Raw genomic sequence first — 26,440 nt, 5'->3', positions numbered from 1 at the left:
TATGGCCTTTTCGACCCAGGACAGCGACGAAGTCCTCAGTGAAATCAACGTCACGCCTTTGGTAGACGTCATGCTGGTGCTGCTGGTGGTGTTCATCGTCACCGCGCCGCTGCTGACCAACGCCATCCCTATCAACCTGCCCAAGACCGAGGCCGTGGCCCCGGTGGAGCAGAAGGACCCGCTGGTGGTCAGCATCGACGGTGAAGGCAAGCTGTTCATCAACAAGGACCAGATCCAGCCCGACCTGCTGGAAACCAACCTCAAGGCTGCCAAGGACAAGGACGCGGACGTGCGCGTGCAACTGCAGGCCGATGACGGCGTGAACTACGGCGAAGTGGCGCGGGCCATGGCAGCCATCGAACGTGCGGGGATCAGCAAACTGGCGGTGATAACCGCGCGCTGACTTTTACCAAACCTCTTCAGGCAAGTGCTTATGGGCCACATCTCTTGGCAGGGGTTGGCCCTCTTTTTTTTGCGTGATCCCTGTGGGAGCGGGCGTGCCCGCGAACACGGGCGAAGCCCGTGCCATCCACCGCGGTGCTTGCTTCGCGGGCATGCCCGCTCCCACAGGGATCGCACAAGCTATTGGTGTTTTGGTTATTAATAAATAGCTTCTTATTCCTTTACGAATATAACTCCCTCCCTATACTTGTCTCCAAGCACGCAAACTTACTGGAGGCGTCCCCATGCGCAATGAGTCGATTCGTTACCTGATTGTGCCGGGCTGGCAAGGATCGCCAGACAACCATTGGCAAAGTCACTGGCAGCGCACCCTGCCCAACAGTGCGCGGGTCGAGCAGCAAGACTGGCTCACCCCGCAACGGCAGGACTGGGTGCAGGCGCTGGAGCAGGCGATTGCCGCCGAGCGCTCGCCGGTGATCCTGATTGCCCACAGCCTTGGCTGCGTCACTGTCGCCCATTGGGCTGCGCAGGCCAGTCCGGCCTTGCGGCGGCAGGTGCGGGGTGCACTGCTGGTGGCTCCGGCAGACGTCGAACGGCCGACCTGCGCGCCGGCCCTGCGCAACTTCGCGCCGATCCCGACCGAAGCCTTGCCATTCCCCAGCCAGGTCGTCAGCTCTGACAACGACCCTGCCGTAAGCGTGCCGCGGGCGCTTTACCTAGCCCAGGCGTGGGGCGCCGAAGCGGGGTTGCTGAGCAATGCCGGGCACATCAACGTCAAGTCCGGCCATGAGCGCTGGGAACAAGGCTTCGCCTACTTGTATCGCTTGCAGAGCCGGGTCGAGCAGCGCGCACTGCGTCGCGCCTGATAGGCCTTAGCGTTTTCCGTTTACCTGACGCCCGGCCAATGAAGGCCTGGGGCGGGAGTTCGTCATGACGTTTCAAAACCCGTTTGGCCAGCCACTGCTGACCTTCCCCGAGCTGGACAAGAGCCCGCTGAGCATCCGTGCCAAGGCCCTGGTGTTTATCGACCCGCGTTCGCAGCAGTTGCGCGAAGACCTCGAGCGCTTGGCGCCGCAACCTTTGCCTGTGCTGATCCGTGGCGAAACCGGCACCGGCAAGGAGCTGCTGGCCCGGCAGATCCACCGTGCCAGTGACCGTGGAGGGCTGTTCGTGTCGGTCAACTGCGCGGCCATCAGCCCCACTTACGCCGATGCCGAGCTGTTCGGCTACAGCGCCGGCAGCCATGGCGGTACGGCCAGCAGCCGCGCCGGCTGGTTCGGTTCGGCCAACGGCGGCACGCTGTACCTGGACGAAATTGCCGACTTGCCGCTGGCCATCCAGGGCAAGCTGCTGTCGGCCCTGGAAAACCGCGAGGTCACCCGGGTGGGCGCGCAGCAGCCACAGCCGGTGGATGTGCGCCTGGTCGCCGCCACCAGCATTGACCTGGCGCGGGTGGTACGTGCGGGGCGCTTCAACGAGCGCCTGTACCAGTACCTGCGCGAGGGCGCGCTGGAACTGCCGCCACTGCGCGAGCGGCCGGGCGATATCCTGCCGCTGGCCGAGTACTTCGTGGGCATCTACAGCGTACGCCTGCAGCGGCCTGTGCCGTTGGTAAGCGAGGCGGCGCAGCAGGTACTGGAGGCGCATTTCTGGCCTGGCAATACCCGCGAACTGGAGAACGTCATTCACTTTGCCTTGCTGGTGAATGACAGCGAAGAGATCCAGCCAGAGGACCTCGACTTGCCCAACACCGCACGCTAGATACCGCTCATAAGCAAAGTGGCTGGTGGCAGTTTGCTTTTGGAATAAGCAGCTAAGTAAAAGATATTGTTACGGAATAAAAAATCTAGGTATTGTCCGTTTCACGCCCGCTGGTGAACCGGTTGGGCAACCGATTCGCCATCGCCGATGGCCCAGATTCAGAACAAGGACCACCATGAAGAAGACCCTGCTGACCACCGCCCTGGCCGCTGCCCTGTCGTTCTCCGGCCTGGCCGCCGCTGCCGAGAAACTGGTGGTTGCCGCTACCCCGGTACCGCACGCCGAAATCCTTGAGCTGATCAAACCGACCTTGGCCAAAGAGGGCGTGGACCTGCAGATCAAGGTCTTTACCGACTACGTGCAGCCGAACGTGCAGGTGGACCAGAAGCGTCTGGACGCCAACTACTTCCAGACCCTGCCGTACCTGAAGAGCTTCAACGAAGGTAAAGGCACCCACCTGGAAACGGTCATTGGCGTACACGTCGAACCCTTCGGTGGCTACTCGAAGAAGATCAAGAACCTGTCCGAGCTGAAGGAAGGCGCTACCGTTGCCATCCCTAACGAAGGCAGCAACAGCGGCCGCGCCCTGATCCTGCTGCAGAAGGCTGGCCTGATCACCCTGAAAGACCCGAAGAATGCCCTGGCCACCCCCAAGGACATCGCCGAGAACCCGAAAAAGCTGAAGTTCCGCGAGCTTGAGTCGGCCATGCTGCCGCGTGTGCTGGACCAGGTCGACCTGGACATGATCAACACCAACTACGCCCTGGAAGCCGGCCTGAACCCGGCCAAGGATGCGCTGGTGATCGAAGGTGCCGACTCGCCGTACGTGAACTTCCTGGTTGCCCGCCCGGACAACAAGGACAGCGAAGCCATCCAGAAACTGGCCAAGGCCCTGACCAGCCCGGAGGTGAAGGAATTCATCGCCAAGAAGTATCAGGGCGCTGTGCTGCCGGCGTTCTGATTCGGTTCCAGATTGTTGCATGACTAACGCCGACACCCTTGTGTCGGCGTTTTTGATTCTGTTTCAGGGGCTGCAAAGCAGCCCCAGGATGTATGCCCCGGTGAAAAATGCTTGGTGATATGCATATGCAATAAAGATATTTATTAAAAAGTTTTTAGATCATTACAGTCTAGCAATCGTGCCCCCGCGCACCCCGCAGACTTGCTTTACCCATGACCCTCGACACCGCATTCATCCTCAGCACGCTACCCGCCTTCCTCAAGGCCGTGGGCGTGACCTTGCAGGTAGGCCTGATCGCCATCGCCACCTCGCTACTGGTAGCCCTGGTCAATGCCACCCTGCTGGTACTACGCACCCCCTACCTGTGGCGTCTGGTCAAAGCCTACGTGGAGCTGGCCCGCAACACGCCGCTGCTGATCCAGTTGTTCTTCGTCTACTTCGCACTGCCGAGCCTGGGCCTGAAGATTTCCGGTTTTTCCGCTGCGATCATCACCATGACCTTCATGGGCGGTGCCTACCTCACCGAAGTGTTGCGGGCAGGCATCGAGGCCGTGCCCCGTGCCCAGCTTGAGTCCGGGCGTTCCATCGGCCTTTCCGAGGGGCAACTGCTGCGCCATGTGGTGCTGCCCCAGGCCGGTATCCTCAGCCTGCCGGCACTGTTCGCCAATTTCATCTTCCTGCTCAAGGAAACCACTGTGGTGTCGGCGGTGGCCGTGCCGGAAATCCTCTACACCACCAAGAACTACATCGCGCTGTACTACAAGACCTACGAAATGCTCACCGTGCTGACCCTGCTCTGCGTGCTGCTGTTCCTGCCGCTGTCGTTACTGCTGCGCTATGTGGAAAGGAGGCTGCAACATGGCCAGTTCGGGATTTGACCTGTTGCTGCAGGCGTTGCCGCAGCTCGCCGGCGGCGCCGCGCAGACCTTGGCCATCTCGGCGCTGGGTATTCTGTTCGCAACGCTGGGTGGCGTGCTGTACGGCGTGCTGGCGACCCTGGGCAACCGTGCCCTGAACATCGCCTTGCAGGTGTACCTGGAGCTGTTCCGCGCCATCCCGGTGCTGGTCTGGCTGTACCTGGTGTTCTTCGGCCTGCCGATCTTCTTTGCCCTGAGCATCCCCAGCTTCTGGTGCGCCGTACTGGTACTGGCCCTGTGGGGCGCCAGCGAGGTAGGCGAGGTGGTGCGCGGTGCACTGGCCTCGCTGCCGCGGGGCCAGCGCGAGGCCGGGTTGTCGATCGGCCTGGCCGGCTGGCAGCTGTATGGCTACGTGCTGCTGCCGCAAGCGCTCAAGCGCATGACCCCACCGACTATCAACATCTACACGCGGATCATCAAGACCAGCTCGCTGGCGGTGCTGATCGGCGTGGTCGAGGTGATCAAGGCCGGCCAGCAGATCATCGAACGCACCTACGAATCGGTGCTGATCTATGGCGCCTTGTTCCTGTTCTTCTTCATCGTCTGTTATCCGCTGTCCGCCGCTTCACGCGTGCTGGAACGCCGTTGGGCACACTCATGAGCGCATTGATCGAATTCCAGGGTTTCAACAAGTTTTTTGGCGAGCAACAGGTGCTCAAGGACGTCGACCTCAAGGTGGCGGCCGGCGAAGTGGTGGTCATCCTCGGCCCCAGCGGTTGCGGCAAAAGCACGCTGCTGCGCTGCCTCAACGGCCTGGAGCAAGCCCATGGCGGCCACCTGCGCCTGGCCGGGCAAGACCTGCTTGACCCGCGCACCGACTGGCGCGACGTTCGCCAGCGGGTTGGCATGGTGTTCCAGAGCTACCACCTGTTCGGCCACATGAGCGTGATCGACAACCTGCTGCTCGGCCCGCTCAAGGTGCAAAAACGCGAACGAGCCGAAGCGCAGGCCCAGGCCGAGGCGCTGCTGGCGCGGGTCGGCCTGCTGGACAAACGCGACGCCTTCCCCCGGCAATTGTCCGGCGGCCAGCAACAGCGCATCGCCATCGTGCGCTCGCTGTGCATGAACCCCGAGGTGATGCTGTTCGACGAGGTTACCGCCGCACTCGACCCGGAAATGGTCAAGGAAGTGCTGCAGGTGATCCAGGGCCTGGCCCGCGACGGCATGACCTTGCTCATCGTTACCCACGAAATGGCCTTCGCTCGCGCGGTGGCCGACCGCATCGTGTTCATGGAGGCCGGCAGGATCCTTGAACAGGGCGACCCCGAGAGCTTCTTCACCCGACCGCAGACCGCACGCGCGCAGCAGTTCCTGGAGAAATTCTCCTTCGTAGAAAGCCTGCCAAAGACACTGCACAAGGAACTGTCATGAAAACTGCCAACCTCACCAAACTGCTGGCGCCGTTGTTTGGCCTGGCCCTGTTGGCCGGCTGCAACAAGGCGGAAGAACCGCCCAAGCCGGCAGCGGCATCGCCAGCCACCAGCTACCTGGAAACCATCAAGGCCCGTGACAAGCTGATTGTCGGGGTGTTCACCGACAAGCCACCGTTCGGCTTCGTCGATGAAAAAGGCCGCTATGTGGGCTTTGACACCGACATTGGCCGGCGCCTGGCCAAGGACCTGCTGGGTGATGAAAACAAGGTCGAGTTCGTTGCCGTGGAACCGGCCAGCCGCATTCCGTTCCTGCAGAGCGACAAGGTCGACCTGATCCTCGCCAACATGACCGTGACCCCGGAGCGCAAGGAAGCGGTGGACTTCACCAACCCCAACCTGCGCGTTGCCGTGCAGGCCATCGTGGCTGATGGCAGCTCGGTACAGAAGCTCGACGACCTGGCCGACAAGACCATCATCGTCACCACCGGCACCACGGCAGATATCTGGCTGACCAAAAATCACCCTGACTGGAAACTGCTCAAGTTCGAAAAGAACAGCGAGTCGCTGCAGGCCCTGGCCACCGGCCGTGGCGATGCCTATGCCCAGGACAACCTGATCCTGTTCAGCTGGGCCAAGCAGAACCCGGGCTACCGCGTGCTGCCGCAGCTGCTGGGTGAAGAAGCACCGATTGCGCCGGCGGTGAAGAAGGGCAACACCGAGCTGCGTGACTGGGTGAATGCCGAGCTGGCCAAGCTGGGGGAAGAAAAGTTTCTGCTGAAGCTGTATGACCAGTATGTGCGCAAGGAACTGAGCGATGACACCAAGCCGGAAAGCGTGATCGTCGAAGGCGGCAAGTGGCAGGGCTGACCGTGTGATTGGGGCCGCTTTGCGGCCCATTCGCAGCACAAGGCTGCTCCTACAGGATTGCGCGGTCTTGTGTAGGAGCAGCCTTGTGCTGCGAATGGGCTGCAAAGCAGCCCCATCGATCACCCACCCGGTACCAGCCTCAGGGTACTTTGCGCCGGAATCACCCCCATCTGCGCCCGCTGATACTCCCCCTGCAGATACCCCTCGGCCTGGTCCGCATAATACTTGTCGAACGGCACGCCACTCTGGCCGACCGGGTTGATGGTCAGTGCCTGCCCGGCATCGGCAAAGTCGATCAGCCGCCGGGTCGACGGCCCATAGGTGACCGGCCACGGCGCCGGGCCGATCTTCGCCGAGAGGTTGTTCGGCACTTCGTGGGTACCGGGTGCGGCGAACGGCCCGACGTTGAACAGCAGGTTCAGCGGCTTTTTCACCCCCAGCGGGTGGTTGTGCGTCAGGGTATGCGCCTTGCCCCATTGCCAGCTGGCCGGGTCACTGCCCAGGGTGTCGCGCAGATGCTTCAAACTGCTCTGCCAAGCCGTGCGCACGACTGCGGTACGGTCGGTGTGCAGGTTGCCTCCGCGGGTGTTCCACCAGGGTGAATCGGCATCCGCCGCCAGGCGCGGCAAGGCGGCATCGATGGCGCGGGTGCTGATCAGTACCGGGAACCACGTGTCACCCAGTTCGTCATGCAGGGCAGCAAATGCCAGTTCGTAGAGGAACTGGTTGAACAGCGTGGCGCTGGTCGAGTCCAGCGGGTAGTCGCCGCGCCAGGCAGCCAGTTGCTCGACCAGTTCCTTTTCTTCGTCACCTTCGGCCACCGCGCGCAGCGTGGCCAGCAGCGGGGCTAGGGTGCGCGGGCCATGGTCGCTGGCGGTGTCCAGCTGCAGTGCCTGGCTGTTCTGCGTGTCCCATTTCACCTCAGGGTTGGCCAGTTGGCGGTCGAGCTGGCGGCCCCGGTCGGGCAAGTTGTAGTAGCCGGGTATCGGCACCGCTGCCGGGGGCTGATAGTTGGCCGAGACGATATAGCCGCGGGCCGGGTTCTCCTGCTGCGGGTTGACGGTGAAAGGGTAGAAGCCGAGCTTGTCGGCCTGCACGCTGGCGCCGTCGAGGATGAACGCCGGATCGACCCCGTCTGGGCGGATTGGCAGCCTTGCCGCCGCCCACCAGCCGATATCGCCATGGGCATTGGCCCAGACAAAGTTCAGCCCCGGCGCGTGTACCTTGGCGGCGGCTTCGCGCATCTTGCCCAGGGTATCGGCGCGGTTGAGCTGATAGAAACCTTCGAGGATCGGGTTTTCGGTTTCCAGAAACGCCCACCACATGGCGATTGGCGTGGACCCGGCCGTGGCGCCCAGCACGTCGTTGACGATCGGGCCATGCGGCGAGCGGCGCAGGCTTAGGGTGACCGGGGCTTCGCCTTTGACCGCGATCTGCTGATCGGTCTTTTCCAGTGCCTGCCATTTGCCGTCGACCATGACCTGGTTGGCATCGGCCGGGTTGGTGCGCTCGGCGATCAGGTCGACGTCGTCGTTCTGGAACATGGTCAGGCTCCAGCCGAAGTCGCGGTTATGGCCCAGCAAGGCGAACGGGTTGAGCGCCTGGAAGTAGCCATACAGGTTGAAGCCGGGGGCTGACAGTTCGGCCTCGTACCACACCGCTGGTACCGCGAAGCCGATATGCGGGTCGCCGGCCAGCAGTGGCTTGCCACTGCGGGTATGGCTGCCGGCCACTGCCCAGGCGTTACTGCCTTCGAACTGCGGGATACCGGCCTCGCCCAGTGTTTCCTGGCTGAGCCGGGCGAGGGCCTCCAGGCTTTGCCAATCGGCAGCAGCCAGTGGTGTGCCCAAGGCGCCTTCGGGCTGCCAGCCGAGGTCGAAGATGTTCAGGTATTCAGGCCCTAGCTGGTCGCGGATGTAGGTCAGTGCGGGCTCGGTGCGAAACGCCGCCGCGAAGCTGTAGGCCAGGTAACCGGCGATGCTCAGGGTGTCTTCGGCGGTGAACGGGCGCGGGGTGATGCCGAGCAGGTCGAACTCCATGGGCTTGGCATGGCTGGCCTGCCAGCTGTTGATCCCGTCGAGGTAGGCTTGCAGGGCCTGCCAGGCAGCGGATTGCGGGTCCTGACGCTTGGCCATCAGTGCGGCCTGATCGCGAATGCGCAGGCTGCGGAACAGGGTGTCGGTGGGCAGCAGCTTGTCGCCCAGCACCTCGGCCAGTTCACCACGGGCCAGCCGGCGCAGGATCTCCATCTGGAACAGCCGGTCCTGGGCATGCACATAGCCCAGGGCGCGATACAGGTCTGGTTCGCTCTGCGCCTGCAGGTGCGGCACGCCGCGGCGGTCGTAGCGCACGCTGACCGGCGCTTGCAGGCCGGCCATGGCCACCTCGCCCTCGCGTTGTGGCAGTTTGCCCTGCACGTACCAGTAACCGGCGCCAGCGGCCACGGCCACAACCACGGCCAACAGGGTCAGGCTGCGCTTCATGCAGACTCCTTGTGCGTTCAAGCGGAAAATGTGGTCCGATCATCGGCGGATTCGCGAACAGAGCATAGCCCCAGGAAGGAGTTTCCATGTCCCTCAGCGAAAAACAGAAAATGCTCGCCGGCCAGCTCTACCACGCTGGCTGCCCCGAGCTACAGGCCGAGCAAATCGCCAACAAGCACTGGATGCACCGTTACAACAGCAGCGTAGAACTGCTCAACGATGCCCGTCACGGGCTGTTGGCCGAACACTTCAATGAAGTTGGCGAAGGCGCGGTGATCCGCCCGCCGTTCTATTGCGACTACGGCTACAACATCAGCGTCGGTCGCAATACCTTCATGAACTTCAACTGCGTGATCCTTGACGTGGTACAGGTGCATATCGGCGACGATTGCCAGATTGGCCCCAACGTGCAGATCTACACCGCCGATCATCCGCTCGACCCCGAGGTGCGACGCAGCGGGCTGGAGAGTGGGCGGCCGGTGACCATTGGCAACAACGTGTGGATTGGCGGTGCGGCGATCATCCTGCCGGGGGTGACCATTGGCGACAACGCCGTGGTGGGCGCCGGCAGTGTGGTGACGCGGGATGTGCCGGCGGGTGCGACGGTAGTGGGTAACCCGGCGCGGGTGCGTCAGCCCGCCCAAGGGCAGTAGCAGCCCACTGCCAGGGTATTGGAGGCGCTGACCTGGCGACCGTCGAGCAAGGCCTTGAGGATTGGCTCGATGAAGCTGTTGCTGGCGTTGCACACGGCGCCTTCGCTGTACGGGCCAAAGTAGGCCAGGCGGCCTTGCCGGTCCCAGATGGCCACGGCCGGGGAGGCCGGCAGGTGTTCGCTGCCCGGCAGGTTGGCGATGGGTTTGAGGGCGGCGAGGTTGGCGGGCAGTTGGCCGTGGCTGCCGGGCTTTTGCAGCACGTGGAAGGTAACGCCGTGGCCTGCGAACTGGTTTACCAGGTCGCCCAGGTGTTGCTGGTTTCCGACATTGCACGGGCACGCCGGGTCCCAGAAATGCACCACCCGGACCGGGCCGGGGCCGGCCAGCTCGGCAGGCAGTTGCAGCTGCCTGCCGTCGAACAGCGTGGCCTGGTTGTCGAACGGGCGTAGGTAGCGGGCCTGGAAGGTGGTATAGGCCTGCCAGGCCAGAGCGGTGCAGAGTGGCAGGGCAAGGGCAATCAAGATTGGTTTGACGAGTCGCGTCTGCATGGATGTCTGCGGATATGTTGTGGTGGGTTCACTGGCCCTATCGCCGGCAAGCCAGCTCAGGTGACACATACCCCAAGCTTGCCATGGCGCCTGCCAGAGCTGAAGATTCCAGATCAATACATTGCATCAACGTGGATGTGCTCGATGCCCGCTGCTTTTCACCCCGACCACCTGCGCCACAGCCTTTTGCCGTTAACTGCTCGCCAGCCGTTGTCGGTCGAGGCACAGGACTACCAGCGCTTCTATGGGCTGAACCTGTCGGTACACAGCTGGCTGGGCGGTTTCCAGGCGGCGGGCTTCGACCTGGTCGGGCAGGCCTGGTTGCCTGACCAGCCAACCGCGACGCTGTTCCTGCTGCACGGCTACTACGACCACATGGGCCTCTACCGGCATGTGATCGAGTGGGCACTCAAGCAGGGTTTCGCCGTAATCAGCTGCGACCTGCCCGGCCACGGCCTGTCCAGCGGCGAGCGGGCCAGCATCAGCGATTTCGCCGTGTACCAGCAGGTGCTGGAGGCGCTGTTCGAACAGGTGCGCACGCTGCAACTGCCGCGCCCGTGGCACCTGTGCGGGCAGAGCACGGGCGGCGCCATCGCGGTGGATCACTTGCTGCACCAAGGCGCGCGCAGCCCCATCGATGGCCAGGTCATCCTGTTGGCACCGCTGGTGCGGCCGTGTTCCTGGCGTTGGTCGAAGTTCAGCTACCGGGTGCTGCGGCATTTCGTCAACGGCATCGAACGGCGCTTCAGCGAGAACACCAACGACCCGGCCTTCCTGCCGTTTCTGGAGGCCGACCCGCTGCAACCCCGTCGCCTGCCAACTGCCTGGGTGGGCGCACTGATCGCCTGGGTCAAACGCATCGAGGCCGCGCCCCGCAGCTCGCGGCGGCCGTTGATCGTGCAGGGGGAGGCCGATGGCACGGTGGATTGGCCCTACAACCTTGAAGTACTCAAGGCCAAGTTTGCCGAGCCGCAGATCCTGATGCTGCCCCAAGCCCGCCACCACCTGGCCAACGAGCTACCGGGCATCCGCCAGCGCTACTTCGACTTCATCGACCAGCGCCTGGGCTGATCACTTCAGGTCGTTGGTGCTCTGGCCAACTGCCAGGCCGGCACGCACAGCGGCCAGGGCCGCCTGGTAGTAGGCCTTGCCGTCGGGCGACTCGGCGAAGGTGGCGAACTCTTCCAGCTCGGCATCGGACAGGTCGCGGTAGACGTACAGCAGCGTGTTGTTGAGGTCTTCGCCAATCTGCCCCATCAACCGCTGGCGCTGGCCGTCGAGCAGGCCCTGGGCCTGGCCGCCGCCGAACAGGCCGGGGATCATCGAACTGAGGCTATCGGCTGCCACGCCGGCGATGGCCAGGCTCACTTCGGCACCGGCTTCACGCGCCGGCAGGGCCTGGGCCAGGTGGCCAATGACCAGCAGGCGGTCGTCGCTGGCCTGGATCTTCGGCAGCCCCTTGGCGTTCTTGGCCAGCTCATCCTTGCGGGTGGCCTTGAGCTCCGCCGCCACCACCTTGCGCCCCAGCGGTGACTGGAAGAACGCCAGGGCCGGGGCCGGGTTGGCCAGGGTGGCGCGCAGCTTTGCCTGGGCACGACGGTCCACCGCCTGGGCCTGGAAGCGCTGGTTGCTGTTGTTGACCAGCGCCTGGTACACGGCGGGTGGCAAACTGTTGCGGTAGCGTTCCTGGGCGGCGCTCAGGGCATCGTTGAAGTGGGCACGCTGGTCGGGCCAGCCGGCGGCCTTGTACAGTTGATCCAGGTTGTCTGCCCAGACAGGCATGGTGCAGATCATCAGCAGAATCAGGGAAAACAGACGGCGCATTCAGGACTCCTGTCGGCAGGTGGCTATTGTCCTTGGCCCGGCGCCGGTTTGTCGAGTTATCCGCGTGTTTCTCGGCCAAGTGGCGCTGTGCGCCGGCATGGCTAATGGATATGATGCGCGCCATGCACATCTCCCCTGAACACCCGATGCTTGCGGCCGTCGTCGACGATCTGGCCACCCATGGCTGGTCCCGGCAGGCACTCTTTCTGCCTGGCGAACTGGTGCGCGCGCTGGCGGCCGAATGCCGGCGGCGTGATGCCGAAGGCGAGCTCAACCCTGCGGGAGTTGGGCGCGGTGTTACCCAGGAGGTGCGCGAAGCCATTCGCGGCGACCAGATCCAGTGGATCGATCCGGGGCAAGCCGAGGCCTGCGACCAGTATCTGTCGGCCATGGACCAACTGCGCCTGGCCATCAACCAGGGCCTGTTCCTGGGCCTGGAAGACTTCGAATGCCATTTTGCCCTGTACCCACCGGGGGCGTTTTATCGCCGGCACCTGGACCGCTTTCGCGACGATGACCGGCGCATGGTCTCGGCCGTGCTGTACCTGAATGAAGGCTGGCAGCCGCAGGACGGTGGCCAGTTGCGCATGTTCCTGGCAGACGACGTGGCGCTCGACGTCGAGCCTGTGGCGGGTTGCCTGGTGGTGTTTCTGTCGGGTGAAGTGCCCCACGAAGTGCTGCCGGCCGGCCGTGAACGGTTGTCGTTGACGGGTTGGTTCAGGCGACGTGGCAATGACCCGTTCTGATTTGCCCAAGGTGCTGGTCAGCGCCTGCCTGCTGGGGCAGCCGGTGCGCTATGACGGCCGGGCCAGCGGGCACCCGGACCTGTTGCAGCAATGGCAGGCCGAAGGGCGCGTGGTGCCGTTGTGCCCAGAGGTGGCCGGTGGCTTGCCCACCCCGCGCCCGCCAGCGGAGATACCGGGCGGACAGGGCGGCGAGGTGCTTGATGGCACTGCACAGGTGCTGACGGTGACGGGCGAAGATGCCAGTGCCGAATTTCTGGCCGGGGCGCAGCTGGCGCTGGAGCTGGTGCGTCGGCATGGCATCCGTGTGGCGGTACTGAAGTCTGGCAGCCCCTCGTGTGGTAACCGGCTGACCTACGACGGCACGTTCAGTGGGGTGAAGGTGGCGGGGGAAGGGGTGACCACGGCGCTGTTGCGGCGGGCTGGGGTGCAGGTGTTCAGCGAGCTGGAGCTGGAACAGGCGCAGCGGGTTTTGGGGTAAACCTGTACCGACCTCTTCGCAGCACAAGGCTGCTCCTACAGGGATCGCGTACCCTTGCAGGAGCAGCCTTGTGCTGCGAAGAGGCCGGTACAGGCAATACAAATCTTATTGCCCGGCTGCAGTCTCCTGCACACCCTTGAACCACTTCTGCTCAAGCTCGGCCGTGCGGCCACTGTCTTTCAAGCGTTGCAGCGCATTGTTCACCGCACTTTCGAACGCCGGGTTGCCTTTCTGGAACGGGATCACCAGTTTCTTCTCGGCAAATGGCAGGCTCACATCAAGCGGGCCGTCGCCCTTGGGCGCCTCACTCGATGGCGTGAGTGCAATGTCGTACTTGCCACTCTCGACACCTGTCAGTACTTCATCAGCCGGGGCTTCTACGAACTCGGCGCGCAAGTCCAGTTCCCTGGCCAGTTCCTGGCCAAATTCGATGTCGAAACCCGTCAGGTGGTCGTCTTGTTTGAACGCGTACGGCGACTTGTCAGCCTGTACGGCAATGCGCAGTTCGCCCCGGTCGGCGATTTCGTCGATCAGCTCCGCCTGGGCCAATGGACTGATCAGTACTGCCAGCAGTACCCCTATGGTCGAACGCATGATTGCCCCTTTTCTTTTAGCAGATGAATAACTTTCGCCACGGCTTTCTTCCTCGCCGTGATCGAGCGCAGCCTATGACCTTGAAGCCTCGGCATTGTTTAACCCTGACCGAAATATTTCTGTCAGGCAATGTGAACACCTTGGCGATTATTTCAACTAAGGTGAACTACCGTCGCCGCCGGATGAAGGGCGGCGGTCAATAAGTGAATCACAGGAGAAGTGAATGAACAGCCTATTTTCGCGCGCTGCCGTTGCCGGTCTGCTGATGGGAGCGTCGGTTTTCGCCGTTGCTGCGGACGCCCTCAAGAGCCAGGAGCCGCCCAAGGATGCCAAGGTCTTCATCGTTTCCCCCGCCGATGGTGCCACGGTCGACAAGACCTTCACCGTCAAGTTCGGCATCGAGGGTATGGCACTCAAGCCAGCGGGTGACCAGACTCCGCACAGCGGCCATCACCACCTGCTGGTGGACGTGGATAAAGAACCCGTCGCCGATATGCCGCTGCCGACCAGCCTGATGCCAGAGGCCGGCACCGCACTGCCGGCGGGCCCGCAAGTGCTGCACTTCGGCAAGGCGCAGACCGAAACCAGCATCACCCTTACGCCGGGCAAGCACACTCTGCAACTGATTCTGGGTGACCAGTATCACGTGCCGTTCAAGCCAAGCGTAGAGTCGAAGAAGATCACTGTTGACGTGAAATAAAAAAAGGGAGGCCACCATGGCCTCCCTTTTTCATGCTGCAAGCAAACTTAGAACAGGACGCGGGAACGGATGGTGCCCTTGACCTGTTGCAGCTTCTCTTGCGCCAGGTCCGAGTACTCGGCGTCGACGTCGATCACCACGTAACCGACCTTCTCGTTGGTCTGCAGGAACTGACCAGAGATGTTGATGCCGTTCTCGGCGAAGACTTTGTTGATCTCGCTGAGCACGCCTGGGATGTTTTCGTGGATGTGCAGCAGGCGGTGCTTGCCTGGGTGGGCCGGCAGGGCTACTTCCGGGAAGTTGACCGAGGACACCGAGGTCCCGTTGTCGCTGTACTTGACCAGCTTCTCGGCCACTTCCAGGCCGATGTTGGCCTGGGCTTCGGCAGTAGAACCACCGATGTGCGGGGTCAGGATCACGTTGTCCAGGCCGCGCAGCGGGCTCTCGAACTCTTCGTCGTTGGAGCGTGGCTCGACCGGGAACACGTCGATGGCGGCGCCGATCAGGTGCTTGTCCTTGATGGCGGCGGCCAGGTGGTCCAGCTCGACCACGGTGCCACGGGCGGCGTTGATCAGGATCGCGCCCTTCTTCATCGCGCGGATTTCCTTCTCGCCGATCATCCACTGGGTGGATGGCAGCTCAGGCACGTGCAGCGAGACGATGTCGGCCAGGCCCAGCAGCTCGTTCAGGCTGGTGACCTGCACGGCGTTGCCCAGTGGCAGCTTGGTCAGCGGGTCGTAGAAGTACACCTGCATGCCGAGGTTCTCGGCCAGGACCGACAGCTGGGTGCCGATCGAGCCGTAGCCGACGATGCCCAGTTTTTTACCGCGGATTTCGAACGAGTTGGCCGCGCTCTTGATCCAGCCGCCACGGTGGCAGGAGGCGTTCTTCTCAGGGATGCCGCGCAGCAGCAGGATGGCCTCGGCCAGCACCAGCTCGGCTACCGAACGGGTGTTGGAGTATGGCGCGTTGAACACGGCGATACCGCGCTCGCGGGCAGCTTCCAGGTCGACCTGGTTGGTGCCGATGCAGAAGCAGCCAACGGCTACCAGTTTCTTGGCGCAGTCGAAGATCTCTTCGGTGAGCTGGGTGCGCGAACGGATGCCGATGAAGTGGGCATCAGCGATCTTTTCCTTCAGCTCGGCTTCCGGCAACGAACCAGTGAGGTATTCGATGTTGGTGTAGCCGGCGGCCTTGAGGGTATCGACCGCGTTCTGGTGCACACCTTCAAGAAGAAGGAACCGGATCTTGCTCTTGTCGAGAGAAGTCTTGCTCATCTGCGTAAACCTGTATCCCGGAGAAAAAATGGCGAGGGGTGATGCCAGGCGCGAGGGCAGCCTTAGCATGAACAGCGGGAGGGCTATGCTAGCATACGCGACACAATCTGAGCTTATCCCGACAGGTGAAGAGTGCTCAGGGTGACTATGAATAAGTCGAGAGTTCCAGCGATGACCCACCCCGCTGTTATTGAAGAACTGATGACCCTTGTCGACCCTGGCAAGGTCCTGACCGACGCGGCTTCCCTCGAAGCGTATGGCAAGGACTGGACCAAGCATTACCCCCCGGCGCCCAGTGCCATCGTCTTCCCCAAGACAGTAGAACAGGTGCAGGCCATTGTGCGCTGGGCCAATGCGCACAAGGTGGCCCTGGTGCCATCGGGTGGGCGCACCGGGCTTTCTGCCGGCGCCGTGGCGGCCAATGGCGAGGTTGTCGTTTCCTTCGACTACATGAACCAGATTCTCGGCTTCAATGCCTTCGACCGCACCGTGGTCTGCCAGCCGGGGGTAATCACCCGGCAGCTGCAAACCTACGCCGAAGAGCAGGGCCTGTATTACCCGGTGGACTTCGCTTCCAGCGGCTCCAGCCAGATTGGCGGCAACATCGGCACCAACGCGGGCGGCATCAAGGTGATTCGCTACGGCATGACCCGCAACTGGGTGGCCGGGCTGAAAGTGGTCACCGGCAAGGGCGAGTTGCTGGAACTGAACAAAGACCTGATCAAGAACGCCACCGGCTATGACCTGCGCCAGCTGTTCATTGGCGCCGAAGGCACGCTGGGCTTCGTGGTCGAGGCCACCATGCGCCTGGACCGCGCCCCGCGCAATCTCACTGCCATGGTGCTTGGCACGCCGGACTTCGACTCGATCATGCCGGTGCTGCACGCCTTCCAGGGCAAGCTGGACCTTACAGCCTTCGAGTTCTTCTCCGACAAGGGCCTGGCCAAGATCCTCGCGCGCGGCGATGTACCCGCCCCGTTCGCGACCGACTGCCCGTTCTATGCTCTGCTGGAGTTCGAAGCCAGCACTGAAGAGGTCGCCAATGAAGCGTTGGCCACCTTCGAGCATTGCGTCGAGCAGGGTTGGGTGCTGGACGGGGTGATGAGCCAGAGCGACACCCAGCTTAAAAACCTGTGGAAGCTGCGCGAGTACCTGTCGGAAACCATCTCGCACTGGACGCCCTACAAGAACGACATTTCCGTCACCGTGTCGAAAGTGCCCGCGTTCCTGCGTGATATCGACGCCATCGTCGCGGAGCACTACCCGGATTACGAAGTCGTGTGGTACGGCCACATCGGCGATGGCAACCTGCACTTGAACATCCTCAAGCCCGAACACATGAGCAAGGACGACTTCTTTGCCTCGTGCACCAAGGTCAACAAGTGGGTGTTCGATATCGTCAAGCACTACAACGGCTCGATCTCGGCCGAGCACGGTGTGGGCATGACCAAGCGCGACTATTTAGGCTACAGCCGCTCGCCGGAAGAAATCGCCTGCATGAAGGCAATAAAGGCCGTCTTCGACCCTAACGGCATCATGAATCCGGGTAAGATCTTTTCACCTGAATAAAAAGCAGTATCCAGAGGAGTCGGCCATGAGTTACCAGCACCAGTACGTAGACGGCACGCGCATTCACTTCCCGCTGGGCAAGGTGGTGTGTATTGGCCGTAACTATGCCGAGCATGCCAAGGAACTGGACAACCCGATCCCCACCGAGCCGCTGCTGTTCATCAAGCCGGGCAGCTGCGTGGTGCCGGCCGAGGGCGGCTTCAAGATCCCGGCCGAGCGCGGTGCGGTGCACTATGAGGCCGAAATTGCCGTGCTGCTGGGCAAGCCGCTGTCGACCCATCCGAGCGAGGAGGAGGTGCTGGACGCCATTTCCGGTTATGCCCCGGCGCTGGACCTGACCCTGCGCGACGTGCAGGCCAAGCTTAAAGAGAAGGGCCTGCCGTGGGAACTGGCCAAGTGTTTTGATGGCGCTTGCGTGCTGCCGCCGTTCGTCTCCGCTGCCAGCTTTGAGGACGTGACCGACATCCCGGTGCGCCTCACCGTCAACGGCGAAGTGCGCCAGGACGGCAACAGCGCGATGATGCTGAACCCGATCGTGCCGATGATCCAGTACATGGCGGCGCAGTTCTCGCTGCAGGCCGGGGATGTGATCCTCACCGGCACCCCGGCAGGTGTGGGGCCGTTCAATGTCGGTGACGAACTGGTGCTGGAGCTGCCGGGCGTGAGCCGCTTCGAAAGCCGGGTGCTTTAACCCGAAACCGCGTCGCCCTCTTCGCGGGTTTACCCGCGAAGAGGCCGGCCCTGTTTACCCTTTTTTCACACCCTATCCGGATAATGCGCGGACCTACGCCCATTCCCCAGGACACCCGCATGCCATCACCCTCCAGCGCCCCTGCAACTCCCAAGCGTCGCTTCTACCTGCGCTGGCCCTTCGGCCTGGCCGTGGCGGCGGTGATCGGTTATGGCGTCGCGGTTGCCATGCACTGGGATGACCGCGGCGCGCTGTGGCTGAAGGAAAGCTTCGAAAGCACCGCCGAGCGCAGCGAAAGCGTGTGGCTGCCGGACTATCAGGTTGATATCGATGCCAAGCCGCTACCGGGTATGGACGATGACGAAGCCTCGGACCTGGCCTTCAACCCGCATACCCGCACTCTGTTCGCGGTCATGGGCAAGAACCCCATCCTGGTGGAGCTGAGCCTGGAGGGCGATGTACTGCGCAAGATCCCGCTCAACGGCTGGAACAACCCGGAAGGCGTCGCCGTGCTGGAGGATGGCTACCTGGCCATCACCGACGAGCGCCTGCATGACCTGACCGTGGTCAAGGTGGATGCGCAGACCACGGCGTTGAACCACGCCGATTTCCAGAGCCACGACCTGGGCCCGTCAGTGAAGAGCAACAAGGGCTTCGAGGCTATCGCCTGGGACCCGTTGCGTCAGCGCCTGGTCATCGGCGAGGAGCGCCCGCCCAAGTTGTACACCTGGAACACCGATGGCCGCAGCCCCCTCAAGGGCCAGAAACAGCCGTTGCCTAGCGAAGAGCTCGACCTGCGCAACCTGTCTGCACTGGGTGTCGACCCGCGTACGGGCCACCTGCTGGTGCTCTCGGCCGACTCCAACATGCTGCTGGAGCTGGACGAGCAGGGCCAGCAAGTCAGCTTCATGACCTTGCTGGGCGGCTTCAACGGGCTTGAAGACACCATTCCGCGCGCTGAAGGTGTAGCCATGGACGACAAGGGCAACCTGTACATGGTCAGCGAGCCGGCACTGTTTTATCGCTTCAGAAAGAACTGACCCCAACATCCGAAGTTTCTGATGCTGGCATTAAGCTTTATTTCAGTTGTACATGGTTAGATTCGCCACCCCCACGTCGAGTCTGCCCCATGCGTCTTCTTGTTCGCCTGTTTCTTGCCCTGGCCGTTATCGGTCTGCTCCTGCTCGGCTGGGCCGGGCAGGAGTTTCGCCTGTTCGAGCGTGGCTGGTTCAATCTGAAGACCTGGTGGCAGCCCGCCGAGCAGAGCATCGGCCTGAACCGCTACCGAGTGGTGGTGGAGGCGCAGCCGGTCGAGGGGCTGGATGACGATATCTCCGCGCTGACCTACGACCCTGACCGCAAGACCCTGTTCACCGTCACCAACGCCCGCTCGGAACTGATCGAACTGTCGCTGGAGGGCCGTATTCTGCGCCGCATACCGCTGACTGGCTTCGGCGACCCGGAAGCGGTGGAGTATGTAGGGCCCAACAGCTACGTGATCACCGACGAGCGTCAACAACGGCTGATTCGTGTACGGCTGGAAGACGACACGATGTTCCTCGATGCCGGTGATGCCGAACAGCTCAGCCTGGGCATTGGCCTGAACGGCAACAAGGGCTTCGAGGGCCTGGCCTACGATTCGGCGGGCAAGCGCCTGTTCGTGGCGAAGGAGCGTGACCCGATGCTGATCTATGAGGTGCATGGCTTCCCGCATGACAACCCGGCAAAGCCCTACGCCGTGCATGTGGTGCAGGACCGCAAGCGTGATTCACGGCTGTTTGTGCGGGACCTGTCGAGCTTGCAATTCGATGAGCGCAGTGGGCATTTGCTGGCGCTGTCGGACGAGTCGCGCCTGGTGCTGGAGCTGGATGTTGAAGGTCGGCCGCTGAGCACCTTGTCGTTGCGCAAGGGCTTTCAGGGGTTGCGGGCAACGGTGCCGCAGGCGGAGGGGATTGCGATGGACGAGGCGGGGACCATCTATCTGGTCAGTGAGCCTAACCTGTTCTATGTGTTCAAGCAGGCGGCGGAGTGAGCAGGTGGGGCTGCTTTGCAGCCCATTCGCAGCACAAGGCTGCTCCTACAGGAAATCGCGTACCCCTGTAGGAGCAGCCTTGTGCTGCGAATCGAGGGCAAAGCCCTCGCCGCAGATTACTCGGCCTTCAGGCTCTTCACACCTTCAGCGGTACCCAGCAGCAGCAAGTCCGCCGGCCGCGCCGCGAACAGGCCGTTGGTCACCACGCCGACGATGGCGTTGATCTGCGCTTCCAGTTCCACCGGGTTGGTGATCTGCAGGTTGTGCACATCGAGGATTACATTGCCGTTGTCGGTGACCACACCTTCGCGGTACACCGGGTCGCCGCCCAGCTTGACCAGCTGACGGGCCACATGGCTGCGCGCCATCGGGATCACTTCGACCGGCAGCGGGAAAGCGCCCAGTACCGGCACCAGTTTGCTGCCGTCGGCGATGCAGATGAAGGTCTTGGCCACAGCGGCGACGATCTTCTCGCGGGTCAGGGCCGCGCCGCCGCCCTTGATCAGGTTCAGGTGTGCGTCGCTCTCGTCGGCGCCGTCCACGTAGAATTCCAGCTCGCTGACACTGTTCAGCTCGTAGACCGGGATGCCATGGCCCTTCAGACGCTGGGCGGTGGCTTCGGAGCTGGCGACTGCGCCGTCGAAGGCAGTCTTGTGCTGAGCCAGGGCGTCGATGAAGAAGTTGGCAGTCGAACCGGTACCGACGCCGACGACGCTCTTTTCATCCAGCTTGGGCAGAATGAAGTCGACAGCGGCCTGGGCGACGGCCTGTTTGAGTTGGTCCTGGGTCATGCGGGCTCCGAAAAGGGGCAGGGCGGTTTTCAAAGTTGCCTAGTATAACGGCTTGGGCAGCTTTGCTGTGGTCGCCCGACGTAGCGCTGGGGTAGACTCGCAGCCCTCGTCCCGCGGCCCAGTGATGCTTTCCCGATGCTCGAACAGTACGTCAAGAAGATCCTCACCTCGCGCGTCTATGACGTTGCCGTCGAAACCCCGCTGCAGAGCGCCGGGCAGCTGAGCAAGCGCCTGGGCAACCAGATTTTGCTCAAGCGTGAAGACCTGCAGCCGGTGTTCTCGTTCAAGATTCGAGGGGCGTACAACAAACTGGCCCAGCTGACCCCGGAAGAGCTGGCCCGTGGTGTGGTCACCGCCTCGGCCGGCAACCACGCCCAGGGCCTGGCCCTGGCTGCGCGCGAGATGGGCATCAAGGCCACTATCGTGATGCCCAAGACCACCCCGGAGATCAAGATCGAAGGCGTGCGCTCGCGCGGTGGCAAGGTAGTGCTGCATGGCGACTCGTTTCCAGAGGCGCTGGCTTATTCGCTGAAACTGGTCGACGAGAAGGGCTTTGTCTATGTCCACCCTTATGACGACCCGCACACCATTGCCGGGCAGGGCACCGTGGCCATGGAAATCCTGCGCCAGCACCCTGGCCAGCTGAACGCGATCTTCGTGCCCGTTGGCGGTGGTGGCCTGATCGCCGGCATTGCCGCCTATGTGAAGTACCTGCGCCCGGAAATCAAGGTGATTGGTGTCGAGCCCGACGACTCCAACTGCCTGCAGGCGGCCATGGCAGCCGGTGAGCGCGTGGTGCTGCCACAGGTCGGGTTGTTCGCCGACGGCGTGGCGGTGGCGCAGATCGGCCAGCACACCTTCGATATCTGCCGCCACCATGTGGATGAAGTGGTGACGGTCAGCACCGACGAGATCTGTGCAGCTATCAAAGATATCTACGACGATACCCGCTCGATAACCGAACCTGCCGGCGCCTTGGGTGTTGCGGGCATCAAGAAGTACGTCGAGCTGTACGGCGTGACCGGGCAAACCCTGGTGGCGATCGACTCCGGCGCCAACGTCAACTTCGACCGCCTGCGCCATGTGGCCGAGCGTGCCGAGCTGGGTGAGAAGCGCGAAGCGATCATCGCCGTGACCATCCCGGAACGCCCAGGCAGCTTCAAGGCCTTCTGCGAGGCTATCGGCAAGCGGCAGATCACCGAATTCAACTACCGCAAGCACACCTCCGACGAGGCGCACATCTTCGTTGGCGTGCAGACCCACCCGGAAAACGACCCACGTGCGGCGCTGGTGCAGCATCTGACCGAGCAGGGCTTCCCGGTTACCGACCTGACCGACAACGAGCTGGCCAAACTGCACATTCGTCACATGGTTGGCGGCCATTCGGCCGGCGCCAGCGATGAAATGGTGTTGCGCTTCGAATTCCCCGAGCGGCCAGGGGCGTTGTTCAACTTCCTCAATAAGCTGGGCGGGCGCTGGAACATCTCGATGTTCCATTACCGCAACCATGGCGCGGCTGACGGGCGCGTGGTGGCGGGCTTGCAGGTGCCGGAGGACGAGCGCCACCTGGTGCCAGCCGCGTTGGCCAAGATCGGCTACCCCTACTGGGACGAAACCGAAAACCCGGCGTACAAGCTGTTCCTGGGCTGAGCGGCTAAGCTTGGCTTATCGCTCAAGGATGTGAAGACATGGAACACCTGACCACCCTCAAGACCCTGCACATCATCGCCACCGCACTGCTGTTTCTGGGCGCCCTGGGCCTGGCGGTTTGGACGGTGCGCGCTCGCCGCCAAGGCGATGCCGAAGCATACGCCAAGCTGTTGCGCCGGCCGCTGGTGTTCATCTGGCTGGTGATGGGCCTGTGCCTGGTAAGCATGCCGTTCACCGGCTGGTGGCTGGTGCACCTGGTGGGCTGGCCACTGGGGCAGACCTGGGTGCTGGCGTCCAGCGTCATCTATACCTTCGGCGCCTTTGCCGTGTGGTGGCTGCTGGTACGGCTGAACCGGCTGCGCAAGGCCGAAGAGGTGGGGCTGCGGTTTACCCTGGCGCTGGCGGTGTTCAGCGGGGTCTGCTTCCTGTCCATTGCCGGGCTGATGGGCGCCAAGCCAGTCTGACAGTCCTCTTCGCGGGCGCAGGAAACCCTCAATCCCTGAGTGAAACCACCGGCCACCCGCGCTTCTCGGCCTCGGCCCGCAGGTTCGGGTCCGGGTCCACCGCCACCGCATGCGCCACCCGTTGCAGCAGCGGCAGGTCGTTCATCGAGTCGCTATAGAAGTAGCTGTCTTCCAGGTCGAAGCCGTTTTCCAGCATCCAGCGTTCCAGCCGTGTCACCTTGCCTTCACGGAAACACGGTATATCGGTACTGCGGCCTGTATAGCGGCCGTCGTGCATCTCGCATTCGGTTGCCAGCAGTACCCGAACCCCGAGGCGCCGGGCAATCGGGGCGGTCACGAATCGGTTGGTGGCGGTGATGATCACCAACTGGTCGCCCGCTTCGCGGTGCTGCTGCAGCAAGGCCAGGGCCTTGGGCAGGATGATCGGCTCGATGCAGTCGCGCATGAAGTCGCGGTGCCATTCGTCGAGCTGGGCCACAGGCGTTGCCGCCAGGATCTCCATGGAAAAGGCCAGGTAGGCCTGCAGGTCCAGGGTGCCGTTGAGGTAGTCCTGGTAGAAGCCATCGTTGCGTTGCTTGTAGGCGACCGGGTCGAGAATGCCGCGCTCGCAAAGGTAATCACCCCAGGCATGGTCGCTGTCGCCACCGAGGAGGGTATTGTCCAGGTCGAATAAAGCCAGGCGCATTGCGGTCACTCGCATCAGCTACAGGTAGGCCCGCAGAATACGGAGTTTTCACCCGGCTGCACATAAGCTTGGCGGGCGCGTTGCTGCGCTCGCAAGCTTTGTGGAACAATGCGGTGACATGCGTTTGCGAGGTTGCTGCCGTGATCGACCCGGATGGTTTTCGCCCCAATGTCGGGATCATTCTCACGAATGATGCCGGGCAGGTGCTATGGGCTCGCCGGATCAACCAGGATGCCTGGCAGTTTCCCCAGGGGGGTATCAACCCTGACGAGACGCCGGAAGATGCCCTGTACCGCGAGCTGAACGAAGAAGTTGGCCTTGAACGCGATGATGTGGAAATTCTTGCCTGCACCCGCGGTTGGTTGCGTTATCGTTTACCCCAGCGACTGGTACGTACCCACAGCCAGCCGCTGTGCATCGGCCAGAAGCAGAAGTGGTTCCTGCTACGGCTGGTCAGCAATGAACAGCGGGTGCGGATGGACCTGACCGGCAAGCCGGAATTCGACGGCTGGCGCTGGGTGAGCTATTGGTATCCGCTGGGCCAGGTTGTGACATTCAAGCGCGAGGTGTACCGACGCGCCCTGAAAGAGCTAGCACCGCGTCTGCTGACGCGCGACTGACGACGGAGTTCGACCCCGAGCCATGCTCAATACGCTGCGCAAGATCGTCCAGGAAGTAAACTCCGCCAAAGATCTCAAGTCGGCGTTGGGGATCATTGTCTTGCGCGTCAAGGAGGCCATGGGCAGCCAGGTCTGCTCGGTCTACCTGCTCGACCCGGAAACCAACCGCTTCGTGCTGATGGCTTCCGAAGGCCTGAACAAGCGCTCCATCGGCAAGGTCAGCATGGCCCCCAACGAAGGCCTGGTTGGCCTGGTCGGTACCCGGGAAGAGCCGCTGAACCTGGAAAACGCCGCCGACCACCCGCGTTATCGATACTTTGCCGAAACCGGTGAAGAAAAATTCGCCTCCTTCCTGGGTGCACCGATCATTCACCACCGCCGCGTGGTCGGGGTGTTGGTCATTCAGCAAAAGGAGCGCCGCCAGTTCGACGAGGGCGAAGAAGCCTTCCTGGTCACCATGAGCGCCCAGCTTGCCGGGGTAATTGCCCACGCCGAAGCCACTGGCTCGATCCGTGGCCTTGGCCGCCAGGGCAAGGGTATCCAGGAAGCCCGCTTCGTCGGTGTCCCTGGCTCGCCTGGCGCTGCCGTGGGGCGTGCGGTGGTGATGCTGCCGCCGGCCGACCTGGAAGTGGTGCCGGACAAGGCCGTCGATGACATCGACGCCGAACTCAAGCTGTTCCAGAACGCCCTTGAAGGCGTGCGCGACGACATGCGCAAGCTGTCGGCCAAGCTGGCCACCCAGCTGCGCCCTGAAGAGCGCGCATTGTTCGATGTGTACCTGATGATGCTCGAAGATGCAGCCCTGGGCGGCGAGGTGACCGAAGTCATCAAGACCGGCCAGTGGGCGCAGGGCGCCCTGCGCCAGGTGGTTGGCGAGCACGTCAGCCGCTTCGAGCTGATGGACGATGACTACCTGCGCGAGCGCGCCTCCGACGTCAAGGACCTTGGCCGGCGCCTGCTGGCCTACCTGCAGGAAGCCCGCTCGCAGTCGTTGGTATATGCCGACAACACCATTCTGGTCAGTGAAGAGCTGACACCGGCCATGCTCGGCGAGGTGCCGGAAGGCAAGCTGGTGGGCCTGGTCTCGGTACTGGGTTCGGGCAACTCCCACGTCGCCATCCTCGCTCGCGCCATGGGCATCCCCACGGTGATGGGCCTGGTCGACCTGCCGTACTCCAAGGTCGACGGTATCGAACTGATTGTCGACGGCTACAAGGGCGAGGTGTTCACCAACCCCAGCGAAGTGCTGCGCAAGCAGTACAGCGAAGTGGTCGAGGAAGAGCGCCAGCTGGCCCAGGGCCTGGATGCCCTGCGCGAACTGCCATGCGTCACCCCCGATGGCCACCGCATGCCGCTGTGGGTCAACACCGGCTTGCTGGCCGACGTGGCCCGTGCCCAGCAGCGCGGCGCTGAAGGGGTAGGCCTGTACCGCACCGAAGTGCCGTTCATGATCAACCAGCGCTTCCCCAGCGAGAAAGAGCAGTTGGCCATCTACCGTGAGCAGTTGGCGGCCTTCCACCCGCTGCCGGTAACCATGCGTACCCTCGACATCGGCGGTGACAAGGCGCTTTCGTACTTCCCGATCAAGGAAGAGAACCCCTTCCTGGGCTGGCGCGGCATCCGCGTCACCCTCGACCACCCGGAAATCTTCCTGGTGCAGACCCGCGCCATGCTCAAGGCCAGCGAGGGCCTGAACAACCTGCGTATCCTGCTGCCGATGATTTCCGGCATCCACGAGCTGGAAGAAGCGCTGCACCTGATCCACCGCGCCTGGGGCGAGGTGCGTGACGAAGGCACCGACGTGCCGATGCCTCCAGTGGGCGTGATGGTGGAAATCCCTGCCGCGGTGTACCAGACCAAGGAGCTGGCGCGGCAGGTGGACTTCCTGTCGGTCGGCTCCAACGACCTGACCCAGTACCTGCTGGCGGTGGACCGCAACAACCCGCGGGTTGCCGACCTGTACGATTACCTGCACCCGGCGGTGCTGCAAGCCTTGAGCGCGGTGGTGCGCGATGCCCATGGTGAAGGCAAGCCAGTGAGCATCTGCGGTGAGATGGCCGGTGACCCGGCGGCGGCGATCCTGCTGATGGCCATGGGCTTCGACAGCTTGTCGATGAACGCCACCAACCTGCCGAAGGTGAAGTGGATGCTGCGCCAGGTGAACATGAGCAAGGCCAAGGAACTGCTGGCCGAGGCCCTGAGCCATGACAACCCGCAAGTTATCCACAGCTCGTTGCAGCTGGCCCTTAAAAACCTCGGGTTGGCGCGGATGATCGGCCCAGGGGCCAACAAAACCCTCTGATTTTTCGGAGCCGCTTGCGGCCCTTGCGCGGCGCAAGGCCGCTCCTACAGGA

Annotated in this window: 28 protein-coding genes; 21 read left to right on the top strand and 7 right to left on the bottom strand. The window is 62.9% G+C overall.

Annotated features, from left to right (window positions below; all coding sequences use genetic code 11):
* The first annotated feature begins 1 nt into the window (after position 1).
* The 8 genes from MRBLPB4O_RS26500 (at position 2) to MRBLPB4O_RS26465 (ending at position 6,281) form a co-directional block, all read left to right on the top strand.
* Positions 2-403 carry a biopolymer transporter ExbD gene (locus MRBLPB4O_RS26500; RefSeq protein WP_012274719.1) on the top strand — a complete coding sequence of 134 codons (402 nt, stop codon included), beginning with the start codon at positions 2-4 and terminating at the stop codon, positions 401-403.
* A 283-nt stretch (positions 404-686) separates the two neighbouring features.
* On the top strand, positions 687-1,268 hold the full coding sequence (locus MRBLPB4O_RS26495) for an alpha/beta hydrolase (protein WP_341797058.1): 582 nt from the start codon (positions 687-689) through the stop codon (positions 1,266-1,268).
* A 64-nt stretch (positions 1,269-1,332) separates the two neighbouring features.
* Positions 1,333-2,163 carry a sigma 54-interacting transcriptional regulator gene (locus MRBLPB4O_RS26490; RefSeq protein ID WP_341797057.1) on the top strand — a complete coding sequence of 277 codons (831 nt, stop codon included), beginning with the start codon at positions 1,333-1,335 and terminating at the stop codon, positions 2,161-2,163.
* Between the two features lie 175 nt (positions 2,164-2,338).
* Positions 2,339-3,124: a MetQ/NlpA family ABC transporter substrate-binding protein gene (locus MRBLPB4O_RS26485; protein WP_016502129.1), complete on the top strand. Its 786-nt coding sequence runs from the start codon at positions 2,339-2,341 to the stop codon at positions 3,122-3,124.
* 212 nt (positions 3,125-3,336) lie between these two features.
* Complete coding sequence (locus tag MRBLPB4O_RS26480; RefSeq protein WP_063423255.1) at positions 3,337-4,002, top strand: amino acid ABC transporter permease; 666 nt, start codon at positions 3,337-3,339, stop codon at positions 4,000-4,002.
* On the top strand, positions 3,983-4,642 hold the full coding sequence (locus MRBLPB4O_RS26475) for an amino acid ABC transporter permease (RefSeq protein WP_027609997.1): 660 nt from the start codon (positions 3,983-3,985) through the stop codon (positions 4,640-4,642). The genes MRBLPB4O_RS26480 and MRBLPB4O_RS26475 overlap by 20 nt, the downstream gene beginning before the upstream one ends.
* Complete coding sequence (locus MRBLPB4O_RS26470) at positions 4,639-5,412, top strand: amino acid ABC transporter ATP-binding protein (RefSeq protein WP_341797056.1); 774 nt, start codon at positions 4,639-4,641, stop codon at positions 5,410-5,412. The genes MRBLPB4O_RS26475 and MRBLPB4O_RS26470 overlap by 4 nt, the downstream gene beginning before the upstream one ends.
* On the top strand, positions 5,409-6,281 hold the full coding sequence (locus MRBLPB4O_RS26465; protein WP_341797055.1) for a transporter substrate-binding domain-containing protein: 873 nt from the start codon (positions 5,409-5,411) through the stop codon (positions 6,279-6,281). The genes MRBLPB4O_RS26470 and MRBLPB4O_RS26465 overlap by 4 nt, the downstream gene beginning before the upstream one ends.
* 119 nt (positions 6,282-6,400) lie before the next feature.
* Here the strand turns inward: MRBLPB4O_RS26465 and MRBLPB4O_RS26460 are convergent, their stop codons facing one another.
* Positions 6,401-8,764, bottom strand: a complete 2,364-nt coding sequence (locus tag MRBLPB4O_RS26460) for a penicillin acylase family protein (protein ID WP_341797054.1) — start codon at positions 8,762-8,764, stop codon at positions 6,401-6,403.
* Between the two features lie 86 nt (positions 8,765-8,850).
* On the opposite strand from MRBLPB4O_RS26460, the gene MRBLPB4O_RS26455 reads away from it, so the two are divergent.
* Positions 8,851-9,417, top strand: a complete 567-nt coding sequence (locus MRBLPB4O_RS26455) for a sugar O-acetyltransferase (protein WP_016502123.1) — start codon at positions 8,851-8,853, stop codon at positions 9,415-9,417.
* Here the strand turns inward: MRBLPB4O_RS26455 and MRBLPB4O_RS26450 are convergent.
* A complete protein-coding gene (locus MRBLPB4O_RS26450) occupies positions 9,396-9,965 on the bottom strand; it encodes a DUF6436 domain-containing protein (RefSeq protein WP_341797053.1) in 570 nt (189 codons plus the stop codon). The genes MRBLPB4O_RS26455 and MRBLPB4O_RS26450 overlap by 22 nt on opposite strands.
* Before the next feature lie 144 nt (positions 9,966-10,109).
* Here MRBLPB4O_RS26450 and MRBLPB4O_RS26445 point away from each other — a divergent pair, with 144 nt between their 5' ends.
* Complete coding sequence (locus tag MRBLPB4O_RS26445; protein ID WP_341797052.1) at positions 10,110-11,036, top strand: alpha/beta hydrolase; 927 nt, start codon at positions 10,110-10,112, stop codon at positions 11,034-11,036.
* Here MRBLPB4O_RS26445 and MRBLPB4O_RS26440 read toward each other — a convergent pair whose 3' ends face one another.
* Positions 11,037-11,789 carry a DUF2059 domain-containing protein gene (locus tag MRBLPB4O_RS26440; RefSeq protein ID WP_016502120.1) on the bottom strand — a complete coding sequence of 251 codons (753 nt, stop codon included), beginning with the start codon at positions 11,787-11,789 and terminating at the stop codon, positions 11,037-11,039.
* Between the two features lie 110 nt (positions 11,790-11,899).
* On the opposite strand from MRBLPB4O_RS26440, the gene MRBLPB4O_RS26435 reads away from it, so the two are divergent.
* Together MRBLPB4O_RS26435 and MRBLPB4O_RS26430 are read left to right on the top strand one after the other, a co-directional pair.
* Positions 11,900-12,535: a 2OG-Fe(II) oxygenase gene (locus MRBLPB4O_RS26435; RefSeq protein ID WP_080889153.1), complete on the top strand. Its 636-nt coding sequence runs from the start codon at positions 11,900-11,902 to the stop codon at positions 12,533-12,535.
* On the top strand, positions 12,522-13,013 hold the full coding sequence (locus tag MRBLPB4O_RS26430; protein ID WP_341797051.1) for a DUF523 domain-containing protein: 492 nt from the start codon (positions 12,522-12,524) through the stop codon (positions 13,011-13,013). Before MRBLPB4O_RS26435 ends, MRBLPB4O_RS26430 begins: the two co-directional genes overlap by 14 nt.
* Positions 13,014-13,118: 105 nt before the next feature.
* On the opposite strand, the gene MRBLPB4O_RS26425 is transcribed toward MRBLPB4O_RS26430, so the two are convergent.
* Positions 13,119-13,607, bottom strand: a complete 489-nt coding sequence (locus tag MRBLPB4O_RS26425) for a transporter substrate-binding domain-containing protein (RefSeq protein ID WP_341797050.1) — start codon at positions 13,605-13,607, stop codon at positions 13,119-13,121.
* A 223-nt stretch (positions 13,608-13,830) separates the two neighbouring features.
* Here MRBLPB4O_RS26425 and MRBLPB4O_RS26420 point away from each other — a divergent pair, with 223 nt between their 5' ends.
* A complete protein-coding gene (locus MRBLPB4O_RS26420) occupies positions 13,831-14,307 on the top strand; it encodes a DUF4399 domain-containing protein (RefSeq protein ID WP_197864823.1) in 477 nt (158 codons plus the stop codon).
* A 47-nt stretch (positions 14,308-14,354) separates the two neighbouring features.
* Here the strand turns inward: MRBLPB4O_RS26420 and serA are convergent, their stop codons facing one another.
* Entirely contained in the window at positions 14,355-15,584 is a 1,230-nt protein-coding gene (serA, locus tag MRBLPB4O_RS26415) for a phosphoglycerate dehydrogenase (protein WP_016489694.1), read from the bottom strand.
* A 171-nt stretch (positions 15,585-15,755) separates the two neighbouring features.
* Here serA and MRBLPB4O_RS26410 point away from each other — a divergent pair, with 171 nt between their 5' ends.
* The 4 genes from MRBLPB4O_RS26410 to MRBLPB4O_RS26395 all read left to right on the top strand — a co-directional run bounded on the left by MRBLPB4O_RS26410 (position 15,756) and on the right by MRBLPB4O_RS26395 (position 19,876).
* Complete coding sequence (locus MRBLPB4O_RS26410; protein WP_341797049.1) at positions 15,756-17,153, top strand: FAD-binding oxidoreductase; 1,398 nt, start codon at positions 15,756-15,758, stop codon at positions 17,151-17,153.
* Between the two features lie 25 nt (positions 17,154-17,178).
* Positions 17,179-17,844 carry a fumarylacetoacetate hydrolase family protein gene (locus tag MRBLPB4O_RS26405; protein WP_016502113.1) on the top strand — a complete coding sequence of 222 codons (666 nt, stop codon included), beginning with the start codon at positions 17,179-17,181 and terminating at the stop codon, positions 17,842-17,844.
* Positions 17,845-17,963: 119 nt separating this feature from the next.
* Positions 17,964-18,884, top strand: coding sequence for an SdiA-regulated domain-containing protein (locus MRBLPB4O_RS26400; protein ID WP_063423265.1), 921 nt, complete (start codon positions 17,964-17,966; stop codon positions 18,882-18,884).
* 89 nt (positions 18,885-18,973) lie between these two features.
* Positions 18,974-19,876: an SdiA-regulated domain-containing protein gene (locus tag MRBLPB4O_RS26395; protein WP_341797048.1), complete on the top strand. Its 903-nt coding sequence runs from the start codon at positions 18,974-18,976 to the stop codon at positions 19,874-19,876.
* 116 nt (positions 19,877-19,992) lie between these two features.
* On the opposite strand, the gene rpiA is transcribed toward MRBLPB4O_RS26395, so the two are convergent.
* Positions 19,993-20,667: a ribose-5-phosphate isomerase RpiA gene (gene rpiA, locus MRBLPB4O_RS26390; protein ID WP_016502110.1), complete on the bottom strand. Its 675-nt coding sequence runs from the start codon at positions 20,665-20,667 to the stop codon at positions 19,993-19,995.
* Between the two features lie 135 nt (positions 20,668-20,802).
* Between rpiA and ilvA the strand changes: the two genes are divergently transcribed.
* Positions 20,803-22,317, top strand: a complete 1,515-nt coding sequence (gene ilvA / locus MRBLPB4O_RS26385; protein WP_341797047.1) for a threonine ammonia-lyase, biosynthetic — start codon at positions 20,803-20,805, stop codon at positions 22,315-22,317.
* Between the two features lie 38 nt (positions 22,318-22,355).
* On the top strand, positions 22,356-22,781 hold the full coding sequence (locus tag MRBLPB4O_RS26380) for a DUF2269 domain-containing protein (protein ID WP_341797046.1): 426 nt from the start codon (positions 22,356-22,358) through the stop codon (positions 22,779-22,781).
* Positions 22,782-22,809: 28 nt separating this feature from the next.
* Here MRBLPB4O_RS26380 and MRBLPB4O_RS26375 read toward each other — a convergent pair whose 3' ends face one another.
* Positions 22,810-23,466 (bottom strand): HAD family hydrolase, encoded by a 657-nt coding sequence (locus MRBLPB4O_RS26375; RefSeq protein WP_341797045.1) that lies wholly within the window; start codon positions 23,464-23,466, stop codon positions 22,810-22,812.
* A 140-nt stretch (positions 23,467-23,606) separates the two neighbouring features.
* On the opposite strand from MRBLPB4O_RS26375, the gene MRBLPB4O_RS26370 reads away from it, so the two are divergent.
* Together MRBLPB4O_RS26370 and ptsP are read left to right on the top strand one after the other, a co-directional pair.
* Complete coding sequence (locus MRBLPB4O_RS26370) at positions 23,607-24,086, top strand: RNA pyrophosphohydrolase (RefSeq protein ID WP_003249017.1); 480 nt, start codon at positions 23,607-23,609, stop codon at positions 24,084-24,086.
* Positions 24,087-24,108: 22 nt separating this feature from the next.
* Positions 24,109-26,388, top strand: a complete 2,280-nt coding sequence (gene ptsP / locus MRBLPB4O_RS26365; protein ID WP_341797044.1) for a phosphoenolpyruvate--protein phosphotransferase — start codon at positions 24,109-24,111, stop codon at positions 26,386-26,388.
* Positions 26,389-26,440: the final 52 nt, after the last annotated feature.

It is taken from the genome of Pseudomonas sp. LPB4.O, assembly GCF_038383825.1.
In the GTDB taxonomy this organism is placed as follows: Bacteria; Pseudomonadota; Gammaproteobacteria; order Pseudomonadales; family Pseudomonadaceae; genus Aquipseudomonas; species Aquipseudomonas putida.
Note: the sequence above shows the minus strand (reverse complement) of the source record. Positions and strands in the feature narration are given on the sequence as shown.